Source organism: Alteromonas sp. CI.11.F.A3 (genome assembly GCF_032925565.1).
In the GTDB taxonomy this organism is placed as follows: domain Bacteria; phylum Pseudomonadota; class Gammaproteobacteria; order Enterobacterales; family Alteromonadaceae; genus Alteromonas.
The window spans coordinates 3,938,304-3,959,817 of the sequence record NZ_CP136708.1 but is presented as its reverse complement, the minus strand read 5'-3'; the positions used below and the strand labels follow the sequence as shown (position 1 = coordinate 3,959,817).

General features: G+C 43.7%; 24 protein-coding genes. 9 read left to right on the top strand and 15 right to left on the bottom strand.

Annotated features, from left to right (window positions below; translation table 11 throughout):
* The first annotated feature begins 133 nt into the window (after positions 1–133).
* Positions 134–2,152, top strand: coding sequence for a hypothetical protein (locus R1T43_RS17040; RefSeq protein WP_317350462.1), 2,019 nt, complete (start codon positions 134–136; stop codon positions 2,150–2,152).
* 37 nt (positions 2,153–2,189) lie between these two features.
* Here R1T43_RS17040 and mgtE read toward each other — a convergent pair whose 3' ends face one another.
* The 12 genes from mgtE to R1T43_RS16980 all read right to left on the bottom strand — a co-directional run bounded on the left by mgtE (position 2,190) and on the right by R1T43_RS16980 (position 11,522).
* Positions 2,190–3,548 (bottom strand): magnesium transporter, encoded by a 1,359-nt coding sequence (mgtE, locus tag R1T43_RS17035; protein ID WP_211069851.1) that lies wholly within the window; start codon positions 3,546–3,548, stop codon positions 2,190–2,192.
* Positions 3,549–3,706: 158 nt separating this feature from the next.
* Positions 3,707–3,979 carry an HPr family phosphocarrier protein gene (locus tag R1T43_RS17030; RefSeq protein ID WP_013785364.1) on the bottom strand — a complete coding sequence of 91 codons (273 nt, stop codon included), beginning with the start codon at positions 3,977–3,979 and terminating at the stop codon, positions 3,707–3,709.
* Positions 3,979–4,824, bottom strand: coding sequence for an RNase adapter RapZ (rapZ, locus tag R1T43_RS17025; RefSeq protein ID WP_041453031.1), 846 nt, complete (start codon positions 4,822–4,824; stop codon positions 3,979–3,981). Before rapZ ends, R1T43_RS17030 begins: the two co-directional genes overlap by 1 nt.
* A 37-nt stretch (positions 4,825–4,861) precedes the next feature.
* On the bottom strand, positions 4,862–5,305 hold the full coding sequence (ptsN, locus tag R1T43_RS17020; RefSeq protein ID WP_317350461.1) for a PTS IIA-like nitrogen regulatory protein PtsN: 444 nt from the start codon (positions 5,303–5,305) through the stop codon (positions 4,862–4,864).
* Positions 5,306–5,313: 8 nt separating this feature from the next.
* Positions 5,314–5,601 (bottom strand): ribosome hibernation promoting factor, encoded by a 288-nt coding sequence (gene hpf, locus R1T43_RS17015; RefSeq protein ID WP_013785361.1) that lies wholly within the window; start codon positions 5,599–5,601, stop codon positions 5,314–5,316.
* A 29-nt stretch (positions 5,602–5,630) separates the two neighbouring features.
* The gene (locus R1T43_RS17010; RefSeq protein WP_013785360.1) at positions 5,631–7,115 is read right to left on the bottom strand and encodes an RNA polymerase factor sigma-54; all 1,485 of its coding nucleotides are present in this window, start codon (positions 7,113–7,115) and stop codon (positions 5,631–5,633) included.
* A gap of 75 nt (positions 7,116–7,190) precedes the next feature.
* Positions 7,191–7,916, bottom strand: a complete 726-nt coding sequence (lptB, locus tag R1T43_RS17005; protein WP_063456547.1) for an LPS export ABC transporter ATP-binding protein — start codon at positions 7,914–7,916, stop codon at positions 7,191–7,193.
* A 2-nt stretch (positions 7,917–7,918) separates the two neighbouring features.
* A complete protein-coding gene (gene lptA / locus R1T43_RS17000; protein WP_211069849.1) occupies positions 7,919–8,482 on the bottom strand; it encodes a lipopolysaccharide transport periplasmic protein LptA in 564 nt (187 codons plus the stop codon).
* Positions 8,451–9,029, bottom strand: coding sequence for an LPS export ABC transporter periplasmic protein LptC (gene lptC, locus R1T43_RS16995; protein ID WP_211069848.1), 579 nt, complete (start codon positions 9,027–9,029; stop codon positions 8,451–8,453). Before lptC ends, lptA begins: the two co-directional genes overlap by 32 nt.
* A complete protein-coding gene (gene kdsC, locus R1T43_RS16990; RefSeq protein ID WP_317350460.1) occupies positions 9,026–9,592 on the bottom strand; it encodes a 3-deoxy-manno-octulosonate-8-phosphatase KdsC in 567 nt (188 codons plus the stop codon). Before kdsC ends, lptC begins: the two co-directional genes overlap by 4 nt.
* Positions 9,592–10,566 (bottom strand): KpsF/GutQ family sugar-phosphate isomerase, encoded by a 975-nt coding sequence (locus R1T43_RS16985; RefSeq protein WP_317350459.1) that lies wholly within the window; start codon positions 10,564–10,566, stop codon positions 9,592–9,594. Before R1T43_RS16985 ends, kdsC begins: the two co-directional genes overlap by 1 nt.
* Positions 10,566–11,522 carry a calcium/sodium antiporter gene (locus tag R1T43_RS16980; RefSeq protein WP_317355901.1) on the bottom strand — a complete coding sequence of 319 codons (957 nt, stop codon included), beginning with the start codon at positions 11,520–11,522 and terminating at the stop codon, positions 10,566–10,568. The genes R1T43_RS16985 and R1T43_RS16980 overlap by 1 nt, the downstream gene beginning before the upstream one ends.
* A 434-nt stretch (positions 11,523–11,956) precedes the next feature.
* Here R1T43_RS16980 and R1T43_RS16975 point away from each other — a divergent pair, with 434 nt between their 5' ends.
* The 7 genes from R1T43_RS16975 (at position 11,957) to murA (ending at position 16,661) form a co-directional block, all read left to right on the top strand.
* Positions 11,957–12,757 carry an ATP-binding cassette domain-containing protein gene (locus tag R1T43_RS16975; RefSeq protein ID WP_317355900.1) on the top strand — a complete coding sequence of 267 codons (801 nt, stop codon included), beginning with the start codon at positions 11,957–11,959 and terminating at the stop codon, positions 12,755–12,757.
* Positions 12,754–13,530, top strand: a complete 777-nt coding sequence (gene mlaE, locus R1T43_RS16970; RefSeq protein WP_211069845.1) for a lipid asymmetry maintenance ABC transporter permease subunit MlaE — start codon at positions 12,754–12,756, stop codon at positions 13,528–13,530. Before R1T43_RS16975 ends, mlaE begins: the two co-directional genes overlap by 4 nt.
* A 9-nt stretch (positions 13,531–13,539) precedes the next feature.
* Positions 13,540–14,013, top strand: coding sequence for an outer membrane lipid asymmetry maintenance protein MlaD (mlaD, locus tag R1T43_RS16965; protein ID WP_013785351.1), 474 nt, complete (start codon positions 13,540–13,542; stop codon positions 14,011–14,013).
* A gap of 110 nt (positions 14,014–14,123) precedes the next feature.
* Entirely contained in the window at positions 14,124–14,777 is a 654-nt protein-coding gene (locus R1T43_RS16960; protein ID WP_376738717.1) for a phospholipid-binding protein MlaC, read from the top strand.
* Positions 14,774–15,082: a lipid asymmetry maintenance protein MlaB gene (locus R1T43_RS16955; RefSeq protein ID WP_317350458.1), complete on the top strand. Its 309-nt coding sequence runs from the start codon at positions 14,774–14,776 to the stop codon at positions 15,080–15,082. The genes R1T43_RS16960 and R1T43_RS16955 overlap by 4 nt, the downstream gene beginning before the upstream one ends.
* 44 nt (positions 15,083–15,126) lie before the next feature.
* Complete coding sequence (locus R1T43_RS16950; RefSeq protein ID WP_057793741.1) at positions 15,127–15,384, top strand: BolA family protein; 258 nt, start codon at positions 15,127–15,129, stop codon at positions 15,382–15,384.
* A gap of 14 nt (positions 15,385–15,398) precedes the next feature.
* Positions 15,399–16,661: a UDP-N-acetylglucosamine 1-carboxyvinyltransferase gene (murA, locus tag R1T43_RS16945; RefSeq protein WP_317350457.1), complete on the top strand. Its 1,263-nt coding sequence runs from the start codon at positions 15,399–15,401 to the stop codon at positions 16,659–16,661.
* Positions 16,662–16,823: 162 nt separating this feature from the next.
* Here the strand turns inward: murA and R1T43_RS16940 are convergent, their stop codons facing one another.
* From R1T43_RS16940 to R1T43_RS16930, 3 genes are all read right to left on the bottom strand, one after another.
* On the bottom strand, positions 16,824–17,894 hold the full coding sequence (locus R1T43_RS16940) for a trypsin-like peptidase domain-containing protein (protein ID WP_041452585.1): 1,071 nt from the start codon (positions 17,892–17,894) through the stop codon (positions 16,824–16,826).
* A gap of 253 nt (positions 17,895–18,147) precedes the next feature.
* Entirely contained in the window at positions 18,148–19,509 is a 1,362-nt protein-coding gene (locus R1T43_RS16935) for a DegQ family serine endoprotease (RefSeq protein ID WP_410549028.1), read from the bottom strand.
* A gap of 86 nt (positions 19,510–19,595) precedes the next feature.
* Positions 19,596–20,033: a ZapG family protein gene (locus R1T43_RS16930; protein WP_211069842.1), complete on the bottom strand. Its 438-nt coding sequence runs from the start codon at positions 20,031–20,033 to the stop codon at positions 19,596–19,598.
* Between the two features lie 263 nt (positions 20,034–20,296).
* Between R1T43_RS16930 and zapE the strand changes: the two genes are divergently transcribed.
* Entirely contained in the window at positions 20,297–21,394 is a 1,098-nt protein-coding gene (gene zapE / locus R1T43_RS16925; protein ID WP_211069841.1) for a cell division protein ZapE, read from the top strand.
* Positions 21,395–21,514: the final 120 nt, after the last annotated feature.

Here is a 21,514-nt window from a genome sequence, read left to right as displayed (position 1 = left end):
TGGTAAATAAGTGCATTACACCTTGTAAAATCAAACAGTATATTTACGACTAACCACAAGATTGTAAAAGAAATTTCGTTCTTCAAGCACAAAAACTATTGGTCATAAAATAAAAATAATAGGCAGTGCAGTAGTGGAACAATTACTTTTAAACAACCGACAAAAATTACAAGCGGCTATTCCTCTCATTAACAGCTACAACGATAGGTTTGATGATTTGAACCATTGGTGGGGCAAAATCTCGCTTATAGGTAAAATTAACAGCCATAATGTATCGGATAGCATCTTACAAGAGATGCTTAGTACCAAAGAGAAATTCTCTGAGTTACAGGGGCAGCTCATTCAAAACCTGATGAAAGAGCACTTGTTGAAACGTTTGGCTGATGATCATAATAAATCCCAAGTCGCTATCGATATTCTTATTAGAAATTTGTTTGAACGTACTGCGGATGTAGGCTTTCTGGCTACTGATGATGATATCCGAGCTTTCTTGCTCAACACCGACTTGCAATCTGAAGACATTAACAATATTCGCTATCGTCTAGAAGAATACGTAAATAAATACAGTATATATGATGAAATTCTTCTTCTCGATACGCAGGGTCGGGTAAAGGCTAATTTGGACAGTGATAATCCGGTTGAATTTAGCGAAGACCCGCTAATTTCGAAAACCTTATCGTCTAAAGATGACTATACAGAAACCTTTCGTTATTCAGATCTTCAACCTCACAAGCGCAATGCATTAATTTATTCATGCGCGATTAGGGAAAGTAACGAGAAAGATGCAAGAACCCTAGGTGTTCTTTGTTTATGTTTTAAATTCGACGATGAAATGCAGTCTATTTTTAGGAACTTGCAATCTGAACGTGCCGCTAGCAGCATTATGATTGTGTCTGAAAACAGAGAAGTCATGGCGACTAGCCATTCACAAAAATTCAAAATTGGTGAAAAAATACCTAAGTGTGGTTCCCCTGACTTAGTCACTATAAAACAAAATAGCTTTATATCCACAACGTCGGCAACCAAGGGATACCAAGGCTTTAGAGGCTTATCATGGCAGGGCGTAGCTATGACGCCATTAACTAACGCTTTCAAGCATTCAAATGATACCGTGCAACTTCAAACAGACTCTTGTCAGTTACTTAATTCAAAACTCTTTTCCGATGAATTGAAGCAAATATTCAAAACATCGATGTTAATCAATGACGATCTGAGTTTAGTGGTATTGAATGGTATTATTGCTGCCGCGCGCAACAATGCTGTTGAATTCATGCCGGTACTTTCTGAGATCAAATCGACCGGCGAGAGCATAGCGTTAATTTTTTCTAATTCTATCGATAACCTACAATCTACCGTGATAAGCGCACGGCTTGGTGATGTAAGATTTTGCGCAAGTTTAGCGGTCGATATTATGGATCGAAACTTATACGAAAGAGCGAACGATTGTCGTTGGTGGGCACTCACCACTGCGTTTCGAGAGCATTTGCAACTTCCCACTGTTACGCCTGATGCCCAACAGGAAATATCAGACATTCTTCGTTACATTAATGACCTCTACACGGTTTACACCAATTTATACGTTTACGATAAAAATGGCATTATTGTCGCGGTATCTAACAAAGAACATGCGTCAGTGGTTGGAGACAAAGTTGATGCGCATAGTGGCGCTATAGATGCGTTAAGTTGTACAGATTCACAAAAATATTCGGTGTCGAGATTCGTTCCGAGCCCGCAGTACAATAACAAGCCCACTTACATCTACAACGCGTCAATTACCAGCTTAAAACAAAATAATGTTGTGGGCGGGATAGGCATTGTGTTTGATAGCGCCCCACAATTTAGTGAAATGTTAAACGATTCGTTACCAAAAGATGAAAGCGGGCATACTTTGATGGGCTGTTTTGGCATGTTTTGTCAGCGTGACGGCATGATCATTTCTTCTACAGAAGGTTGCCCTCAACACGTTGGGGAGGTTATTGAGATAGAATCATCTCTTTTAGGCTTAGCTAATGGTGAGAAAGACTCGCGTATTATAAATTACCAAGGGAAGAAATACGCAATAGGTATTGCTGCGTCTAAAGGGTATAGAGAATATAAGACAACGGGTGATTATCAAAATGATGTGGTGGCCTTCATCATGATGCCAAGCTAAATAACCTTAAAGCAACCTGTAAGCGATTGTCGCGGCTTTACATTAAAAACAGGGTCGCAGTGCCAAGGAATGCAAATATACCCACTACATCAGTGATGGTAGTGAGTATTACGCTTCCGGCTAGTGCAGGGTCTATTTTCAAACGTTTCATAATGAGTGGCAAGGTAGCGCCTGCCATTGCCGCGGCTATCATATTAACCAACATGGCAAAGGCGATAATGATGCCTAGCATGTAGTCTTGTTTCCAAAGTGCTATTACCGAAGCAATTAAGATTGCCCAAATCGCACCGTTTAAGAAACCGATAGATATTTCTTTGCTAATTAACCAGCGGGAGTTATTGGCATTAACGTGCCCAAGTGCCATACCACGAATAACGAGGGTGAGTGTTTGGTTACCCGCTACGCCGCCCATACTAGGTACTATGGTATTGAGTATGGCTAGTACAGCTAATTGGCTTAATGTGGCTTCAAATAAATCGCTTACCATGGCTGCCATTAGCGCGGTAACCAGGTTTACAGCCAGCCATACTGAGCGTCGCTTGGTACTTTGAAGTACGGGGGCAAAGGTATCTTCGTCATCGTCTAAACCCGCCATACTCATCATGGAGTGCTCGGCATCTTCACGAATAATATCAACCACGTCATCAATAGTAATTCGGCCGACTAAACGGTGTTTTTCATCAACCACCGGTGCCGATAACCAGTTATAACGTTCGAACAAGCTGGCTACTTCATCATCTGGCATATGAACAGGAATAGCTTCAGACTCTTCATCCATCACATCCGATACCTTGGCTTCGGTTTCTGCGGTAAGTAATCGCGTAACCGGAACGATACCGACTAAATTGTCAGTTCGATTCACTACATAAAAGGTATCGGTGTTTTCAGGTAATTCACCTTTAAGGCGAATATAACGAAGTACAACATCAATGGTCACGTCAGGGCGAAGAGTGATGGTATCGGTGTTCATGATGAACCCGGCGGTCTCTTCACCGTAAGACAGCGCTTGCTCAGCTCTGACTCTGTCTTGTGCATCCATTGAATCAAGAATGTCTTGCAGCACTGGTTCTGGAAGGCTGCTAAGGGTAACCGCTAAGTCATCGGTATCCATTTCTTCTAACGCGTCTACGACGTTGGCAGGCAGCATCTTGGTGATGATACCGTTACGTACGTCGTCAGAGAGTTCTTCTAGAATATCACCGTGGAAATCACCATCAATAAGCTCCCATAGTTCGTCACGGGTGCGGCTTGGGCTAGATTCGAGAATATGTGCAACATCAGAAGGGGGTAATTCCAGCAGAAGCTTACGTACAGAAACAAATTGGCCGTTAATTAACGCGCCATTAAGTGCCCTGAGTTGGCTTTGTACGTATTTTGAGACCAGCGCTTCTGCCACTGCTTTTGCCTAAAAATGGAATTCTTTATAACGATAGGATATCGCACTTGCCATGACGCTGTCATGACAAAAGCGCAGCGGGGACAGACAATTACAGCTTATATGATGAAATTATAAGCGGCTTTATACTGAAAATCGTAACACGGGCAGGCGCAGTATTACTCGTCTTCGTTAAAACGGCCTTCAATTAAGGTTTCAATGGCGTTTAATGCTGCTTCAGCATCATTACCTTCAACCACAACGTTCACCTGTTCACCTTGGTGGCTTTCTAGCATCATTAAGCCCAACACACTGTTTGCATCGGCTTTCTTATCGCCTTTAACCAGCACGATTTTAGCGTCAAATTGATTGGCTAATTGAACCAACTGGGTGGCGGCACGGGCATGTAAGCCCAGTTTATTGACGATAGTCAGTGTTTTTTCAATGGTCATTACTGGTTTAACTCGCGGTGGCGAATTTGTACATCAGGGTGCATTTCGCCAAAGGTTTTCGCTAACGATTGAGCAATAAATACTGAGCGGTGCTGACCGCCAGTACACCCAATCGCAATGGTGACATAACTACGGTTATTACGTTCTAAGTGAGGCAACCAGGTCGTTATTAAATTTTGAATTTGCCAAATGAATTTAGTTACCACCGGTTGAGAGCCCAAAAACACTTCCACAGGCGCGTCTAAGCCAGTTAAGTGCTTTAAATCTGGTTCCCAATGGGGGTTGGGTAGAAAGCGGGCGTCAAATACATAGTCGGCGTCTTTAGGTATGCCGTGCTTGAAGCCAAACGATTCGAACACCAATACTAATCGAGAGCTTTTCTTACCTAGAATTCGCTCGCGGATAAGTTCTGCGAGTTGATGGATGGTGAGCTTATCTGTATCAATATACAAATCGGCGCGCTCAACAATAGGCGCAAGCAAATCTGATTCGGCTTTTATCGACTCAGATAAGGATTTGTTGAGCTTGGCTAACGGGTGAAGTCGGCGTGTTTCACTGAAACGCTTCACCAGCACATCGTCGCTGGCGTCGATATACACAATGGTCATAGACCAAGACGAGGGTAGGTAATCTAAGATTTCTACCAAGTCAGCTGGATTTTTGGGCAGGTTTCTTACGTCGATACTTACCGCGACTTGGTCATATTCATCAACCACAGTATGGGTAAGGGTAGGGAGAAGGTTAACCGGAATATTATCTACGCAATAGTAGCCTAAGTCTTCAAGGGCACGTAGCGCAACTGATTTTCCTGAACCGGATCGACCACTGATAATAATCAGTTTCACCTGCATTTCTCCCTTTAAAATATGGTGCTGTGCTTTATTAGCTTAAAGCCGTAATAATGTCGTCACTGGTGGAGGCCCGCCTAATGGCTTTCACCGTTTCTTTATCACTTAGTTTACCGGCAACGGTAGCAAGTGTTTGTAAGTGACCCTCTGTTTTTTCTTCAGGTACTAACAAGGCAAAGAATATATCTACGGGTTGATCGTCAAGCGCATCAAAATCGATGGCAGGGTTACTGGTTACAATAATGGCGATAACGTGTTCTAAACCCGGCAATCGACCGTGAGGCAATGCAATGCCATTGCCAATACCCGTACTTCCCATTCGTTCGCGGCCAAGTAGGCTAGCTAAAACTGTGGCCTGATCGATGTCGGGATTATTTTTAGCGGCAATGTCGCTAATAATCTCTAGAATACGTTTTTTACTATTACATTGAACCGCACACTCGGTGCGGTCCAAACTTACTATGGCTTGAATTTCCATACTAATATTTAGTGCTTTTTCAGCTTTTCCTTATGCTTGATAACTTGCCTGTCGAGCTTGTCGATCATGCTGTCTATCGCCGCATACATATCTGTATTATGAGATGAAGCAAACACTTCTGCGCCGCTAAGGTGCATGGTGGCTTCGGCTTTTTGATTGAGTTTTTCGACGTTCAGGATGACATGCACATTAGATATGTGATCAAAGTGACGCTCTAGTTTGCTGAACTTAGTATCGACATAGCTACGCAAAGAGTCAGTAATTTCGACATGATGACCGGTAAGGTTGATTTGCATATTTCGTCTTCCTTAAATTATCAAGGCCTTTAGATAAGGCTTTTGCGTTGGTTTGACGGCGGAATCGATAACGATTCCCGGTATTTTGCTATTGTTCGCCGGGCAACTTTAATGCCTTGTTCGGCCAACAATTGAGCAATCTTGCTATCGCTTAATGGCTTGCTGGGCGTTTCCGCTGCCACAAGCTTTTTGATTAGTGCGCGAATAGCGGTAGATGAACACTCACCACCAGATTCCGTTGCCACGTGACTAGAAAAGAAATACTTCAATTCGAAAATGCCACGTGGAGTATGCATATACTTTTGCGTGGTGACACGTGAAATGGTGGATTCATGCATATCTACCATTTCTGCGACATCATTAAGCACCATTGGTTTCATCATTTCTGGGCCGTGCTCGAAAAAGCCCATTTGTTGCTGCACAATACAGTTCGCGACTTTCATCAAGGTGTCGTTTCTTGACTCAAGGCTTTTTATAAACCATTTGGCTTCTTGCATATGCGAGCGAATAAATTGCGAATCGCTGCTGTTTTTAGAGCGTCTGCTCATGGCAGCATATTGCTGATTTACGCTTAATTTAGGCAGGCTATCGGGGTTAAGTTCTACCACCCAACGGCCATTCTTTTTGTTTACCGAAACATCAGGAATAACGTATTCCGGCTCTTTGGTAATTAATGCACTACCTGGACGAGGATTCAACGTTTGCAATAAGCGCATGGCTTCGCGAAGTTGATCTTCTTTCAAACGGCTCTTACGCATTAACGTACGGTAGTCTTTGCTGCTAAGTAGATCTGAATACTCGTTGATAAGCTGTCTTGCTTCAGTAAGCCATGGCGTATCGTCTGAGAACTGGCGAAGCTGCACAAGCAAACATTCTTGCGGAGTACGTGAACCTGAACCGATAGGGTCGAACATTTGAATACGTTTTAGTACACATTCAACTTCGTCCATTTCCACCAATTCTTCAACATCGTCGGAATTCACTGACTCTAAAATCTGTTCAATGGGTACGTTGAGGTAACCAGATTCATCAATTGAGTCGATAATGGCGGTAGCAATTGCGCGGTCGGTATCCGAAAACGGCGTTAAACGCATCTGCCAAAGCAAATGGTCTTGAATATTGTCGGTAGTTTCTCCCTGAAACAGTTGGTCGTCATCATTATTAGATGGACCTGGAGCGGGTGCAGATGAGGCCGAGTAATACTCATCCCATGTGCTGTCAATTGGCAACTCGTCGGGAAGGTCATTCTTTTCAAGCGCATCTCCAGCTTCTAACGAATCGCTAGATGCAGTTGGAGCCGCTTCTACAGAAGGGTCGTCTCCATCCATGTTGTTTTTCTCAACAGGGTGGTCATCGCCGCCTTCTTCAACTTCTAAAAGTGGGTTTGAGTCTAGTGCTTCCTGAATCTCTTGCTGCAGGTCGAGCGTAGACAACTGCAGCAGCTTGATTGCCTGCTGCAACTGCGGTGTCATGGTAAGTTGTTGACTGAACTTTAGCTGTAAAGATGGTTTCATCTACGTCTTATTTTTAAACTCTTGTTGTGAATATACCCGTGTTTAAAACTGAAAGTGACAATTCGGTTACAGTAACTATAGCCTGAATTGTTCTCCTAGGTATACATCCCTTACTTTCTGATTACTTAAAACTTGTTCTGCCGTCCCTTGCGCGATGAGTTCGCCTTGGCTCACAATATACGCTTTCTCACACACATCCAGTGTTTCTCTTACGTTGTGATCGGTGATAAGGATTCCAATTCCTCTGTCACGAAGATGTTGAATGATCTTCTTTATATCATTAACCGATATAGGATCAACACCTGCAAATGGCTCATCTAGCAAAATAAATTGCGGATTGGCTGCTAATGCTCGTGCGATTTCTACTCGGCGACGTTCACCACCGGATAAACTCATACCCGTACTATTACGTATATGGTTGATATTAAATTCATCAAGTAGCGCATCGGCTTCTTGTTCTTGTTCTGCTGAACTTAACCCTTTACGGGTTTGTAAGATAGCCATGATGTTTTCAAACACCGTCAATTTTCTAAAAATCGAGGCTTCTTGCGGCAAATATCCAATTCCGCGACGTGCTCGTTCGTGCATGGGTTCGTGGGTTAATTCGCTGTCATCAATGCTGATTTTGCCCTTATCAAGGGGTACTAGGCCAACAATCATGTAGAAGGTAGTGGTTTTACCGGCACCATTTGGGCCGAGTAATCCAACGATTTGCCCAGTCGATACTGATAAGCTTACATCGCGAACCACTTGACGTGCTTTATACGCCTTTGCAAGGCTCTGTGCGCTCAACGTTGCCATGATTAGTTGTCGTCCGCCTTATCGCCTTCGTTATTCGATGACGCTTTACGTATTGCCTCAGGCGTAAATACGGTAGTTACTCTGCCACCTTCACCATCTTCGCCGCCTGTTGCAAGCAATTGTTCTGTGACCATGTCGAAGGTAATCTTGTCGCCTTGTACTTTACTGGTGTCTTGCTGTAGCTCGGCACTACCTTGTAAAGAAATAGTTCGGTTTACCACTTCATAGCGAATTTCATTGGCTTTCGCTGTGACGGTGGCACCGTCTTCAAGTTCTTGCGAGTAGCTAGCTGGTTTGCCGCGAGCAACGAATATCTCTCGTCCATCACCTTCGCTGGCAATAACTTCAACTTCATCGGCATTTATTACCAAAGAACCTTGGGTAATTCGTACATCATCTTTAAACAATGACGTTTTGTTTTTGCCGTCAACAAATTGCGATTTCGAGTCGACTTTAATGGGTTTGTTAAAGTCGCTTTCAGCCGCTATAGCCACAGTAGCGAATAGGCTAACAGCTAGGCTGGTCGCTAATGCTTTAGAGGCTAGGCGAATAAATGGTTTGTACATGGTCTATTAACTCGTATTCCTGGGTACGCAAATTGGCGTTAAACCCATTGCTGTTAATCACATATTGTAAGCCACGTATTTCCACGGGCTGATCAGATGTCATTTGCTTAGTGTACAGGTTTATCTCTATAAACGCTGTGCGTATTGTTCTTACAAAGTCATCGACACTTTGGTTTTCAATAACGACATTATTTTCTAGCTGTATCAATTCGTTATTGTACAAAGTACCTTCTGTCGCGGTCACTTCCCACGGAGACTGTGCATCGTCGGTATACAATGTATATCTGGGCTTTTGGAATAAAACAAAGCCCAATTGGTCGTAATGTTCCATCGACGCCGCAAATACTTTGTGATTTAACTGGCCTTCTTGATTATACAAGGTGGTCGTTAAGTTTTTGGCTTTGTAAGCGGGCTTTAATGCATCTAACCCCTGATTAGTCTGCTGGGTAGGATCTTCTTCCATCCAAATCGGAATATACATGGCGGATGCCAATATAAATAACACCGAAATACTTAAGCCTAATCGGTCAAACCCTAATACCTTCATACGCTAGCACCTTGAATACCGTGCAGCTTGTCGTTTGCTTGAAGTAGAGTGTCACATATTTCACGTACCGCACCGAAGCCACCTGGTAACGTGGTGATCCAGTTTGCTTGTTGTGCAACCGCAGGATGGGCGTCTTTTACCGCAATTTTTACACTAGCGTGAGGGTACATGCCGGTATCTGGCATATCGTCACCTACCACCGCCACATGCTCGGGCTTAAGTGATAAGCGAGTCATAAGTTCGGCAAGTGCGTCAGATTTATTTTCTTCACCTTGCACGATGTGTGCAACATTCAGCGCTTTCATTCTATTTTCGACAATGGCAGAGCGCCTGCCCGTAATGACTGCTACTGCTACCCCAGAATTTACGAGCGCTTTTACGCCGTAGCCATCTCGGGTATGAAATGCTTTTAATTCTTCGCCCGCGTTACCAAGGTAAATACGGCCATCTGAAAACACACCATCTACATCACACACTAATAATCGAACATGCTTTAACGAGGAATACAAAGCCTCAGGCATAGCGGTATAAAGTGTATTTACGGTTGTTTGGGTGTTGCTCATTATAAAACTCCCGCTTTAAGTAGCATATGCATGTTAAACGCGCCCACAGGTTTGCGGGCTTCATCCGTTACCATAAGCGCGCTTATCTTATGGGTTTCCATTAAGTTTAGCGCTTCTACGGCGAGTTGCTCTGGCATGGTTGTTTTACCGCCTTTGGTCATCACTTGTGTAACCGTTGCAGTATGCAAGTCTATGCGGGCATCTAAAATACGGCGTAAGTCACCATCGGTGAAAATTCCAATCAATAAGCCTTGGTTATCGATAACCCCTGTCATACCCAAGCCCTTATTGGAAATTTCCAATAGCGCTTCTGCAACGAGGGCGTTTTCGTCTACCAAGGGTAATTCGCCGCCTGTCAGCATAATATCACTTACTTTAAGTAGTAGTTTTCTGCCTAAACTGCCACCAGGGTGGGAAAGCGCAAAATCGTCAGAGGTAAAACCTTTGCGATCAAGTAGCGCGACGGCAAGGGCATCACCCATTACCAGCGTCGCGGTAGTGCTAGAGGTAGGTGCTAAGCCTAACGAGCACGCCTCTTTTTCTACACTGATATTCAATACCACGTCTGCGTGCTGGCCTAAAGAACTGGTTACGCTGTTAGTCATTGCAATAACCGGCACGTTTAAGCGCTTTACAATGGGTAATAAATTAACAAGCTCTGCGGTTTCACCAGAATTAGAAATAGCGAGTAGCACATCACCTTTGCTTAACATGCCTAAGTCGCCATGGTTAGCTTCGCCTGGGTGCATGAAAAACGACGGGGTTCCGGTACTGGCAAGTGTTGCTGCAATCTTGTGCCCGATATGCCCTGATTTACCCATGCCGCATACCACCACTTTGCCCGCGCAATTTTGCAGTAAGGTGCACGCAGTAACAAAGTCATCGTTCATGCGAGTTGAAAGCGCTGATATTGCCTGCGCTTCTATCTCTATGACGCGCTTGGCTGAAGTGATGAAGCTATTTTCTTGTGACATTACGCAAAAAGCCAAAATTGATAACCAATAAAGCAAGCAATCAATAAGCCGCCATTTCTTCGACTTATTCGACGATTACCCATCAAGGTGAAACTAAATAAGAACAGTAATAAGGTTAGACCAAGCACAACGAACATATCGCGGTTATAAACGTCAGGGTCTAACGCGCCTGGGGAGATTAAGCCCGGCATGCCAAGTACGGCAAGTAAGTTAAAAATATTAGAGCCAATAATATTTCCTAACGCTAAGTCATCTTCCCCTTTAAGCACACCAGCAATACTGGCAGCCAATTCGGGCAGGCTGGTACCTAGAGCAATAATGGTCAAACCGATAACTAAATCCGACATACCTAAGTACTGAGCTATTTCTACTGCTGAACCTACCAAGAAGTGTGCACTTAACGGTAGCAATATTAAGCCAACAACAATCCAGAAAATAGCGGAAGAGGTGGGCACATCGTTAGGAATTTCATCGGTTGTCTCGCTCACTAACGGGTCTTCTTTATCCACTTTCATAGATAACCAGCCCATTAAGCCCAAAACAATGACGAAGAGGCTGATAAGAATGATGCCTTCCAGGTGAGTAAGTTCGCCATCGAAAAGAAAAGCAACCGCTATGACGGTAATAACAAGCAGGGCAGGGAGTTCACGCTTTAACGTAGAGGAGGCAACAAGAAGCGGTTTAACTAGCGCAGTAATACCAAGCACAAGGGCAATGTTGGTAATGTTTGAGCCTAATGCATTACCTACGGCGGTATTCATATTACCGTTAATAGATGCTGCGGCTGACACCACAATTTCAGGCGCAGACGAACCCATTGCGACAATGGTTAAGCCTATCATCATGGGCGCCATACCAATATTCTTGGCAAACGCTGATGCACCGTAAACAAAACGGTCTGCACTCCAGCTAAGTACAATCAGTCCAACTAAAAAAATGACTACGTTTAAAAGCACAACAACCAGCATAGTTAGGAATTTCACAAGATTGTCGCAAAAACAATGCCATTTGCCTATGGGAACTATCGCTTATTTTAGCAAAGGTGGTATTAAGTGCCCCTTAGAACGAGCTTACTGATTGAAAATTATTCGAATTTTCTAAATTCGAATAAATCGAACATAACTTGTAACGTTTTGCTTTTGTGCCGCGCTTGAAAAAGCGTACAATGACACTAAATTACACTGCTCAGTAAACTTTATCGATTTAACGTACTCAAAGGCATAGAACTTGCCTTTGCATTAGCTGTTATCTAAAGCAGTTATACAAAACTAATAACGTTAAAGGCGACTTAAGTAGCTTAAACCTTACATCTATAGGAAGTGAGTGATGTGTGTCATTACTTGCTTTGCTGGTATCACTAATTATTCAAGGGTCGATAAATAAAATCGCTATGGACCATTTAGTCGAGATAGACAACCTAACCTTTCGACGCGCAGGCCGTGTTATTTACGACGGTATTACGCTGAGCATTCCGAAAGGCAAAATTACGGCCGTCATGGGCCCCAGTGGTATAGGGAAGACCACCTTACTGCGCCTTATAGGCGGGCAATTAACTCCAGATGAAGGTGATATACAGTTTGATGGTGATTCTATTGTCGCCATGAGCCGTAAAGAGCTTTATCAAGCACGTCGTCGAATGAGCATGCTTTTTCAAAGCGGTGCTTTGTTCACTGACATGACGGTTTTTGACAATGTGGCGTTTCCGCTGCGTGAACATACCAAGTTATCGGAAGATCTTATCGCTACAACTGTCGCATTAAAGCTACAGGCTGTTGGGCTAAGAGGCGCAGCGCAACTCATGCCAAGCGAACTTTCTGGTGGCATGGCACGTCGAGCAGCATTAGCCAGAGCTATCGCGTTAGACCCTGACCTTATCATGTACGATGAACCTTTTGCTGGCCAAGACCCTATTTCTATGGGCGTACTGGTTAAATTAATCAGAGGGCTTAACGACGCACTTAACTTAACGAGCGTTGTGGTAACCCACGATGTGACCGAAGTGCTCACTATTGCCGATTATATTTATATTTTGGCAGACAAACGGGTGATTGGTGAAGGAACCGCGCAGCAAATTAGAGAAAGCGACTCAGAGTTAGTTCAGCAGTTCCTAAAAGGTAAAGCTGATGGGCCTGTGCCATTTCATTACCCTGCTCCGGATATAGAAAATACCTTTTTCGGAGGGGATAAATGAAGTTCTTCCAATCAATAGGTGCTAAGACCATTGGCAAGTTAACCGCCATTGGCCGCGCTACGTACATGTTAATGGGAGCGCTGTTTGCCGTTCCTAGATTAAAAAATATTCCGCTTACCATCAAGCAGGTTCATGTGGTGGGCGTTCAGTCTTTGTTAATTATTATCGTGTCAGGATTGTTTATCGGCATGGTGATGGCGCTGCAAGGCTATACTATTTTAGTTGATTACGGCGCTGAAGGTAGCTTAGGCCCTATGGTGGCGTTATCACTGCTTCGTGAGCTTGGACCCGTCGTTACCGCGCTGTTATTTGCAGGTAGAGCCGGTTCTGCACTCACCGCTGAAATTGGTCTAATGAAGGCCACTGAGCAAATTAGTAGTTTAGAAATGATGGCGGTTGACCCGCTAAGACGTATTGTCGCACCTCGCTTTTGGGCGGGCATGATTTCTATGCCAATGCTGGCGCTGATATTCAGTGCGGTAGGTATTTTAGGCGGTCACCTAGTGGGCGTTGATTGGTTAGGTGTAGATGTTGGCAGCTATTGGTCAATTATGCAGTCTACGGTGGAATGGGGCGAAGATGTGGTAAACGGTATCATTAAAAGCCTTGTTTTTGCCTTGGTTGTCACTTGGATAGCCATATTTAAGGGTTACGATTCTATTCCTACGTCGGAAGGGATCAGCAAAGCTACTACAGAAACTGTAGTGTATTCTTCATTAGCAGTATTAGGGCTGGACTTCGTGCTTACCGCCCTTATGTTTGGCATTGAGTAGGGTTGAGTCATGAATAAATATAAATCTGAAGTATTGGTTGGCATGTTCGTTGTATTAACCATTGGTGCGGTAATGTTACTGGCACTTAAAGTGGCTAATCAATCGGTAGGTGGCGATGGTGATACCTACACCCTGTACGCTAAATTCGACAACATTGGTGGCTTAAAAGCACGCTCATCGGTAAAGGTGGGTGGTGTGAACGTTGGTCGTGTTTCTTCTATTACACTTGATCAAGAAGACTTCACGCCCGTAGTAGAGTTATCAATTTTGAAAAGTTACGACGGTTTTCCAGAAACTAGCTCAGTTTCCATACTGACCTCTGGCCTACTAGGTGAGCAATACGTTGGCTTCCAGCCAGGGTTTTCGTTTGACGGGGTAGCAAACCTTAAAGACGGCGATTACTTACAAGACACAAAATCGGCGTTGGTATTAGAAGATTTGATAGGGCAATTCTTATTTAGTCGCGGAAGTGACGAAGAGTAAGAGCTCAAAGGTTAATTAGAATTAATAAAGACCTGATGAAACCAAAAAGGGACTTTTCAGGTCTGTTGTAGTAAGCATTTAGTTTCAGGAGATAAACATTGAAAAAGTTAATGATGGTAATGGGTGTGTGGATGTTCTCTTTAGTGGGAATGGCACAAGCTCAAGAAATCAACGAGCAAAACCCGTATGAGTTGGTTAAAGGCGTTGCTTCTAAAACCTTCGATAGAATTAAAGCGAATCAAGAAGCGGTTAAAGCTGATCCTGAAATGTTGCGCACCATTATGGAAGAAGAGCTAGTACCTCATATCGACTATAAATTTGCTGCTTTCATGGTATTGGGCAAACACTTTAAATCAGTTCCGCAAGAAAAAATGGGTGAATACATTACCGTATTCAGACAATACCTTATAACGTCTTACGCGGTTGCGATGGGCTACTACGATAACCAAACGGTTCAGTTTGAACCTGAGTCATCGTTCAGTGATAAAAAATCAGTGACGGTTCGTGCCGTAGTTCAAGACCCTAAGCGTCCTGAGATTAAAATTGCATTTAAAGTACGTAAAGACTCTAAAACCAATGAGTGGAAAGCGTACGACATGGTTGCTGAAGGTATCAGCATGCTAAATAGTAAGCGTAGCGAGTTTGAATCTATCCTTCGCCAAGATGGAATAGATGCCGTGATTGCGCTAATGAGAGAAAAAATTGGTAAGCCTGTTGAGCTAAACCAAGATGAGCCTATCGATTTTGACGGAGAGACTGCGTGAGCCTTTTCCAGGTTAACGATAACGCCCAAGTCAGTGTGCATGGTCATTTAGACCGTGACACGCTGTCTAAAAACTTTTGGGAAAGTTTAACCTCTTCGCAAAGCGCTATATTGGCTAAAGCAGGTACGTGTTGTATAGACTTAGGCGATGTTGAGCGAGTAGACAGCGCTGGATTAGCTTGGATATTAAACGCAATTAGAGATGGAAAGCGTGAGGGGATTAATGTTAGCTTGCGTGAACCCCCAGAAAAATTACGTAAACTGGCTAAAATAAGCGACGTTGATGGCTTTTTACCAGTAGAATGATCTTAATTAGCTAGGTAAAGAACAAGCAGGTAAAGAAGTAAGTTATGGAATTGTCCGAAATTGAAAAAATTCTCACCGACGCCTTGGAACTTCAAGAAGTTCATGTACGAGGCGAAGGATCTCATTTCAACATTATCGCGGTAGGCGATATTTTTAATGAAATGAGCCGCGTAAAACGCCAACAGGCCGTTTATGCACCCTTATCAGATAAGATTGCCGATGGGTCTATGCATGCCATTACAATCAAAACCTTTTCAGTAAAAGACTGGGAGCGTGAGCGCCAGTTTCACATTCCTCAGTAAGCGGGTCTTTTTTCGTGGATAAACTTGTTATAAAGAAAGGCCCTGCACTGCAGGGAACCGTGCGTATTTCCGGTGCTAAGAATGCTGCGTTACCATTATTAATGACCAGTTTACTTAGCGACCAGCCATGTCGTTATACCAACGTGCCTCGTCTGCGTGATATTAATACCACAGTAGCACTGTTACGAGAGCTAGGCGTTGAAGTAGCACAACCTGCTGCAAACGATGTTGTATTAGACTCAAGTACGCTGCAGAGCATCACAGCTTCATACGAACTAGTACGTACCATGCGTGCTTCAATTTTAGTGCTAGGTCCTTTGCTTGCGAAGCAAGGCAAAGCAAACGTATCACTTCCTGGTGGCTGCGCTATAGGTGCACGCCCTGTAAATCTTCATTTAACTGGCCTTGAAAAAATGGGCGCCAAAATTGAAGTAGACGAAGGGTACATTCGCGCTGAAGTTGACGGCCGCCTAAAAGGTGCACGCATCTTTATGGACATGGTGAGTGTTGGTGCTACCGAAAACCTAATGATGGCAGCCGCGCTGGCAGACGGTACTACCGTGCTAGAAAACGCTGCGCGTGAGCCTGAAATTGTTGATTTAGCTAACTGCCTTATTCAAATGGGCGCGGTTATCTCTGGCGCAGGTACTGATAAAATTACTATTGAAGGCGTAGAAACCCTTAATGGTTGCGATTATCGTGTACTGCCCGATCGTATTGAAACCGGTACTTTCTTAGTTGCAGCTGCGGTAACAGGCGGAAAAATTCGTTGTACTCATGCAGCACCTGAAACATTAGAAGCGGTTATCGATAAGCTTGAACAAGCTGGAGCGGTTATCACCCTAGGTGAAGACTGGATTGCGCTAGACATGCAAGGTAAGCAGCCTAAAGCGGTGCGTGTTAAAACGGCGCCACACCCTGCATTTCCAACTGACATGCAAGCCCAATTCGTTACGTTAAACTGCGTAGCGGAAGGTACAGGTGTGATTACCGAAACTATCTTTGAAAACCGCTTTATGCACGTACCAGAGCTACAACGCATGGGTGCTGAAATTGCCCTTGAAGGTAATTCTGCGGTATCTAAAGGCAGCTCAGCGCTTAAAGGTGCACCTGTAATGGCAACCGATTTACGTGCGTCTGCAAGCTTAGTGATTGCTGGATTAATTGCCGATGGTGAAACTCACGTAAACCGTATCTATCACCTAGACCGCGGTTACGAAGCCATTGAAGAGAAGTTAGGTGCACTTGGCGCCAACATCGAGCGTGTTAAAGAGTAAAAATTAAGAATAAAGGGCCACGAGCAATGTGAGTTAATTGCTTATCCGCGGCTTATAAAAAAGGCGCCTATGATGGTTTATCATAAGGCGCCTTTTTTGTGTTTTTGATAATGCTTTTATTTGCCAGCATAGGCTGTGTTGAAAGCGCTTTATTCTTGCGCTCTATTCTTGTGCTCTAAGCTCAGCCACTAATGCATTAATAGTAAGCGGGTTACCACCACGGCTAATTTCAAGTTCTAAGGTAGTACCAGGTGCAGTTTCTGCAATCATGTCTAAGGTTTTCGACGCGCTTTCTAAACGAATGCCGTCAATGGCCAATATGATATCACCTGGTTGCAAGCCGGCTTCGTCTGCTGCGCTACCGTTAGCCACCGCCGTTACTTCTATACCCGGGCGATTGCGATACTCACCACCAATAAATCCAAGCTGACCACGAATAACGCGACCATTATTGATAATTTTGTCCATCACTCGTTTGGCGAGTTCGTAAGGTACCGCGAAATTAATACCATCTACATTTCTGACACGATTACGCGAATCACGAACCTGGAAATTGGCATTGGTAATACCTAACAAGATGCCGTTGCTATCGACCAATGCCCCGCCTGAATTGCCTTGGTTCAATACAGCATCGGTTTGAATGAAATCAACATAGTTAGATAGCCCGTTGCGGCCAGCGCGACTTACAATACCTTGGGTAATGGTTTGACCTAAATCGAAAGGGTTACCGATAGCCATCACCACGTCACCGACATGTATATCGGGCTCAGAAACTTGAGGAATAATGTGTAAGTTGTCTGCAGTTACTTTCAAAACGGCTAAATCGGTAAGTGGATCGTTACCCACTATTTGTGCTTCCAGAATTCTGCCGTCTTGTACCGCCACATAAATACTATCAGCATTTTCTACTACGTGGTGGCAAGTAAGAATATAGCCGTTTTCGGTCATGATCACGCCAGAACCTAAACTGGCGCGCTCTCTAGGCTGATTGCGAAACAAGCCGGTGTCGTTCTCGATACTAACGCTATAAATATTCACTACAGCAGGGGCAGAGCGACTTAAAGGGGCAAAATAGCTTTCACGGCTAGCACTTACTGAGGGTTCTGTGAAAAGCCCTTGAGTGAGGCCACTACCTTGACGTAAATCCGGCAACAAAAACAACAGAAGCAAGGCTACTATTGTCCCAAGGAATATTGATTTTATAATGAAATTAACTATTGAGCTGCCAGTCACAAGCCACACTTACATTGTTTTTAATGCCAAAGCACGTCAGCCCACAAATTTGAGCCAAGTTAGTTGGCAAAATAAGGCTTAGTGTTGATGGTATTTTTATTTAATTAAAGTAAAGGATATCACCTTATCCGTCAATCTGTCGTCTTTAATCCGATTGGGCATAAGCATTTTACGGCAAACCTACATTTTCGGTGAATTATACATAAAAAAACAGCGCCTTTGGGCGCTGTTTTAATGCATAAGTTCGAGACAACTACTGACGAATCAATAAGTAAAGCGTAGAGTTTCCACGTTTAACATTTAGGGCAATAACCCCTTTTGCTTTATCTAACGCATCTCTAAATTCAGCCACAGATGGAGTGCGTAGGCGGTTCACACCCATCACAATATCATCAGGCTTCAAGCCAATACGTGCAGCAGGGCTGCCATTAGCCAGTTCAGAAATTACCACGCCCGCATTACCTGCTTCATCAGTACCATTGGTTAGCGTAGCGCCTTCAAGTGCCGGATGTATTTGGGCTGCCGTTACCGTTGACTGTGTTGCGTCACCAAGTACCACATCCAAATCCATCTTCTTACCTTTGCGCATCACGGTAAGTTCAACTTCAGCACCCGCACCCATACTAGAGATTTTGGCTCTTAGTTCTTGGAAGCTATGCAAGTTTCTGCCATTAATGCCGGTAATAATATCACCCGCTTGGATACCTGCTTTATCTGCTGCAGACTCAGGTGTTACTTCGCTAACAAACGCGCCAATATTCACATCGGCGTTCATGGCTTCCGCAAGACCTGCATCTATATCGCTACCTAAAATACCTAAAAGGCCGCGACGAACTTCACCATATTCCGCAATTTGATCAACTAAGCTTTTCATCATATTGCTAGGAATAGCGAAACCGATCCCCACGTTACCGCCATTAGGCCCGAAGATAGCCGTATTGATGCCGACGAGTTCACCGCGCAAACTGACTAACGCTCCGCCCGAGTTTCCACGGTTAATCGCAGCGTCGGTTTGAATAAAATCTTCATAACCACCAATATTTAAACCAGAACGGCCAAGCGCACTAACAATACCCGAGGTAACCGTTTGTGATAAACCAAAAGGATTACCAATAGCTACCACAAAATCACCCACTCTTAATGCATCTGAATCTGCTAACGGCAATGCAGTAAGGTTATCTGAGTCGATTTTTAACAACGCAATATCACTTTGTTCATCAGAACCAAGTTTTTTTGCGGTAAATTCACGGCCATCGGTAAGCTTCACCGTAATTTCATCAGCATTGTCTACAACATGGTTATTGGTAACCACATAGCCTTTATCTGCATCAATAATTACACCCGAGCCAAGACCTTTAAATGGTCGTTCTTGTACTTGCTCTTGCGGAGCGCCAAAGAAATACCTGAACATCTCCGGCACTTGTTGACGAGAGGTTTGCGTTCCCTCAACGGCAATACTTACCACTGCGGGAGTTGCTTCTTCTAGCATTGGGGCTAGAGAGGGCACCTCATCCTTTTTATCTGAAAAGAACGGCAATGCCGCATAAGAGTTCACGCTAAAGCCAAGAGAACTTACTAATACTGCAGACGCCACGACATACTGACGAAAAGACACTTTCATGCTCGCTTATACTCCTTCAGGTTATTGCGATATTGAATCATTTTACTAAAGACTCTGAAATAACTGAAAAAGTTCCTAAATTATGACTTGTCTGCGGTAGATTGCTCAGAACCGCCGACGAATAGACCCGACCCTGAATTCGCAAAATCTTTTGGTTGGGTGTCGGATACTTTATTCACTTTAGACTTTTCAGAACTTTTTAAATTGTTGCGAAGGTAAGACGTCGCTTGTTCGCCATAAAAGGGCACTTTGGCGTCTTCATCGTCACTGCTTTGCGTAAGCAATGCTTCGTATTCTTCAATTTGTTGCTTCAGTGTTTCGCACTGACCTTCAATACCTTCAAGGCTTTGACGGGTTTGATGAATGTGATGTTGAGCTTGCTGAGCTAATATCTCTTTCACTTGCTGCTCTGTTTGAGCCGCGTTATTCCCGCCCGTTTTGGTTTGTACAAAACGACCTATAAAAAAGCCAATGATTAAACCCACCACTAGTAAAGCAAGAGACACTAACAGTTCCATTCTATTCTCCGAATTAACGTACTACTCACATTAAGTACACCTTGATACGTGCTACCTAATGCATTCGACCATTACTTGAATATAGCAAGAGCCAGTATGAAAAGCGCATAGAGATCGCATTAATTGTGTTTATACGAGCTATGCAAATTAACTAGGTACGATTCTACCGTGATTTCCATTAAAATTAAGGTCATAATTGATAATTTCAAGCAGGTCGGTGCAGCCACGGCCACTATTGACATTTTGCGGGAGTGGAATAGGCGATGACGCCATGGGAAAAATATCAAGCAGATTTGACGTCGCCTGAATTTCAGTACGATGCAGCACAAGAAAATGCGGTTAAAGAATTACAGCGTTTATTTGAGGAGTTAACTCAGCCAGAGAAAAAACATACGTGGCGGGTAAAGCTTAAGTCGGCATTTGGTAAAGGCCAAAAGAACGCTGGCATTCAAGGCATTTACTTTTATGGCGGTGTAGGTAGAGGAAAAACCTATTTGGTAGATACCTTTTACGATTGCCTGCCGTTTGAAAATAAAATGCGTGTGCACTTTCACCGGTTTATGCACCGAATTCATGACGAGCTTAAGCAGCTTACCAACGCACAAGACCCGTTAAAAACCATTGCGGCCAAGTTAGCCAAAGAAACCAAGGTAATTTGTTTTGATGAGTTTTTTGTATCCGACATTACCGATGCCATGATCTTAGGCACGCTAATGGAAGAGCTTTTCGGCTATGGCATTGTGCTGGTGGCAACATCAAACATTGTTCCAGATGATTTGTACAAAAATGGCCTTCAGCGTGCACGCTTTTTACCGGCTATCGATTTAATCAATCAAAATACACGTGTTATAAATGTAGATAGTGGTGTGGACTATCGGCTTCGTACTCTTGAACAAGCAGAAATTTATCATTACCCCCTTGATGGCGATGCGATTAAGAATTTACATAGTTACTTTACGCAGTTAGCACCTGAAGCGGGTTCAGAAAACCAAACAATAGAAGTGAATAACAGGCAAATAGACACCCTTAGAGATGCTGATGGTGTGTTAATGATAGAATTTAATGCGCTGTGCGGTGGCCCGCGAAGTCAAAGCGATTATATCGAGCTAAGTCGTTGTTACCACTCAGTGTTATTGGCTAACGTAAAAGAGATGGGTCAACATAATGACGATGTTGCACGCCGCTTTATTGCCATGGTAGATGAATTTTACGAACGCCATGTAAAGCTGATTATTTCTGCCGAAGTCGCGATGGACAATTTGTACGGCGAGGGGTTGCTAAACTTTGAATTTAGACGCTGTTTAAGCCGTTTGAGCGAAATGCAATCGCACGAATACTTAGCCACTGAGCACTTACCTTAACGAATAAAAACAGCGAGAGTGCCCGTGGCACTGTATTGTTGGGCATAAAATCGGTAGAATTTGCCCAATTTTTTCTGCTACTGATGGCAGAACTCCATTTGTAAAAAAGAGAATCTTAAG

Excerpts from the sequence above, each read along its gene's own strand:
- R1T43_RS16975 (WP_317355900.1), top strand. The coding sequence starts at position 11,957 with ATGGACCATTTAGTCGAGATAGACAACCTAACCTTTCGACGCGCAGGC.
- R1T43_RS17030 (WP_013785364.1), bottom strand. The coding sequence starts at position 3,979 with ATGACCATTGAAAAAACACTGACTATCGTCAATAAACTGGGCTTACAT.
- lptC (WP_211069848.1), bottom strand. The coding sequence starts at position 9,029 with ATGAAGGTATTAGGGTTTGACCGATTAGGCTTAAGTATTTCGGTGTTA.
- R1T43_RS16930 (WP_211069842.1), bottom strand. The coding sequence starts at position 20,033 with ATGGAACTGTTAGTGTCTCTTGCTTTACTAGTGGTGGGTTTAATCATT.
- kdsC (WP_317350460.1), bottom strand. The coding sequence starts at position 9,592 with ATGAGCAACACCCAAACAACCGTAAATACACTTTATACCGCTATGCCT.
- mlaE (WP_211069845.1), top strand. The coding sequence starts at position 12,754 with ATGAAGTTCTTCCAATCAATAGGTGCTAAGACCATTGGCAAGTTAACC.
- R1T43_RS16950 (WP_057793741.1), top strand. The coding sequence starts at position 15,127 with ATGGAATTGTCCGAAATTGAAAAAATTCTCACCGACGCCTTGGAACTT.
- R1T43_RS16985 (WP_317350459.1), bottom strand. The coding sequence starts at position 10,566 with ATGTCACAAGAAAATAGCTTCATCACTTCAGCCAAGCGCGTCATAGAG.
- ptsN (WP_317350461.1), bottom strand. The coding sequence starts at position 5,305 with ATGGAAATTCAAGCCATAGTAAGTTTGGACCGCACCGAGTGTGCGGTT.
- mlaD (WP_013785351.1), top strand. The coding sequence starts at position 13,540 with ATGAATAAATATAAATCTGAAGTATTGGTTGGCATGTTCGTTGTATTA.
- R1T43_RS16960 (WP_376738717.1), top strand. The coding sequence starts at position 14,124 with ATGATGGTAATGGGTGTGTGGATGTTCTCTTTAGTGGGAATGGCACAA.
- R1T43_RS17010 (WP_013785360.1), bottom strand. The coding sequence starts at position 7,115 with ATGAAACCATCTTTACAGCTAAAGTTCAGTCAACAACTTACCATGACA.
- lptB (WP_063456547.1), bottom strand. The coding sequence starts at position 7,916 with ATGGCAACGTTGAGCGCACAGAGCCTTGCAAAGGCGTATAAAGCACGT.
- lptA (WP_211069849.1), bottom strand. The coding sequence starts at position 8,482 with ATGTACAAACCATTTATTCGCCTAGCCTCTAAAGCATTAGCGACCAGC.
- hpf (WP_013785361.1), bottom strand. The coding sequence starts at position 5,601 with ATGCAAATCAACCTTACCGGTCATCATGTCGAAATTACTGACTCTTTG.
- zapE (WP_211069841.1), top strand. The coding sequence starts at position 20,297 with ATGACGCCATGGGAAAAATATCAAGCAGATTTGACGTCGCCTGAATTT.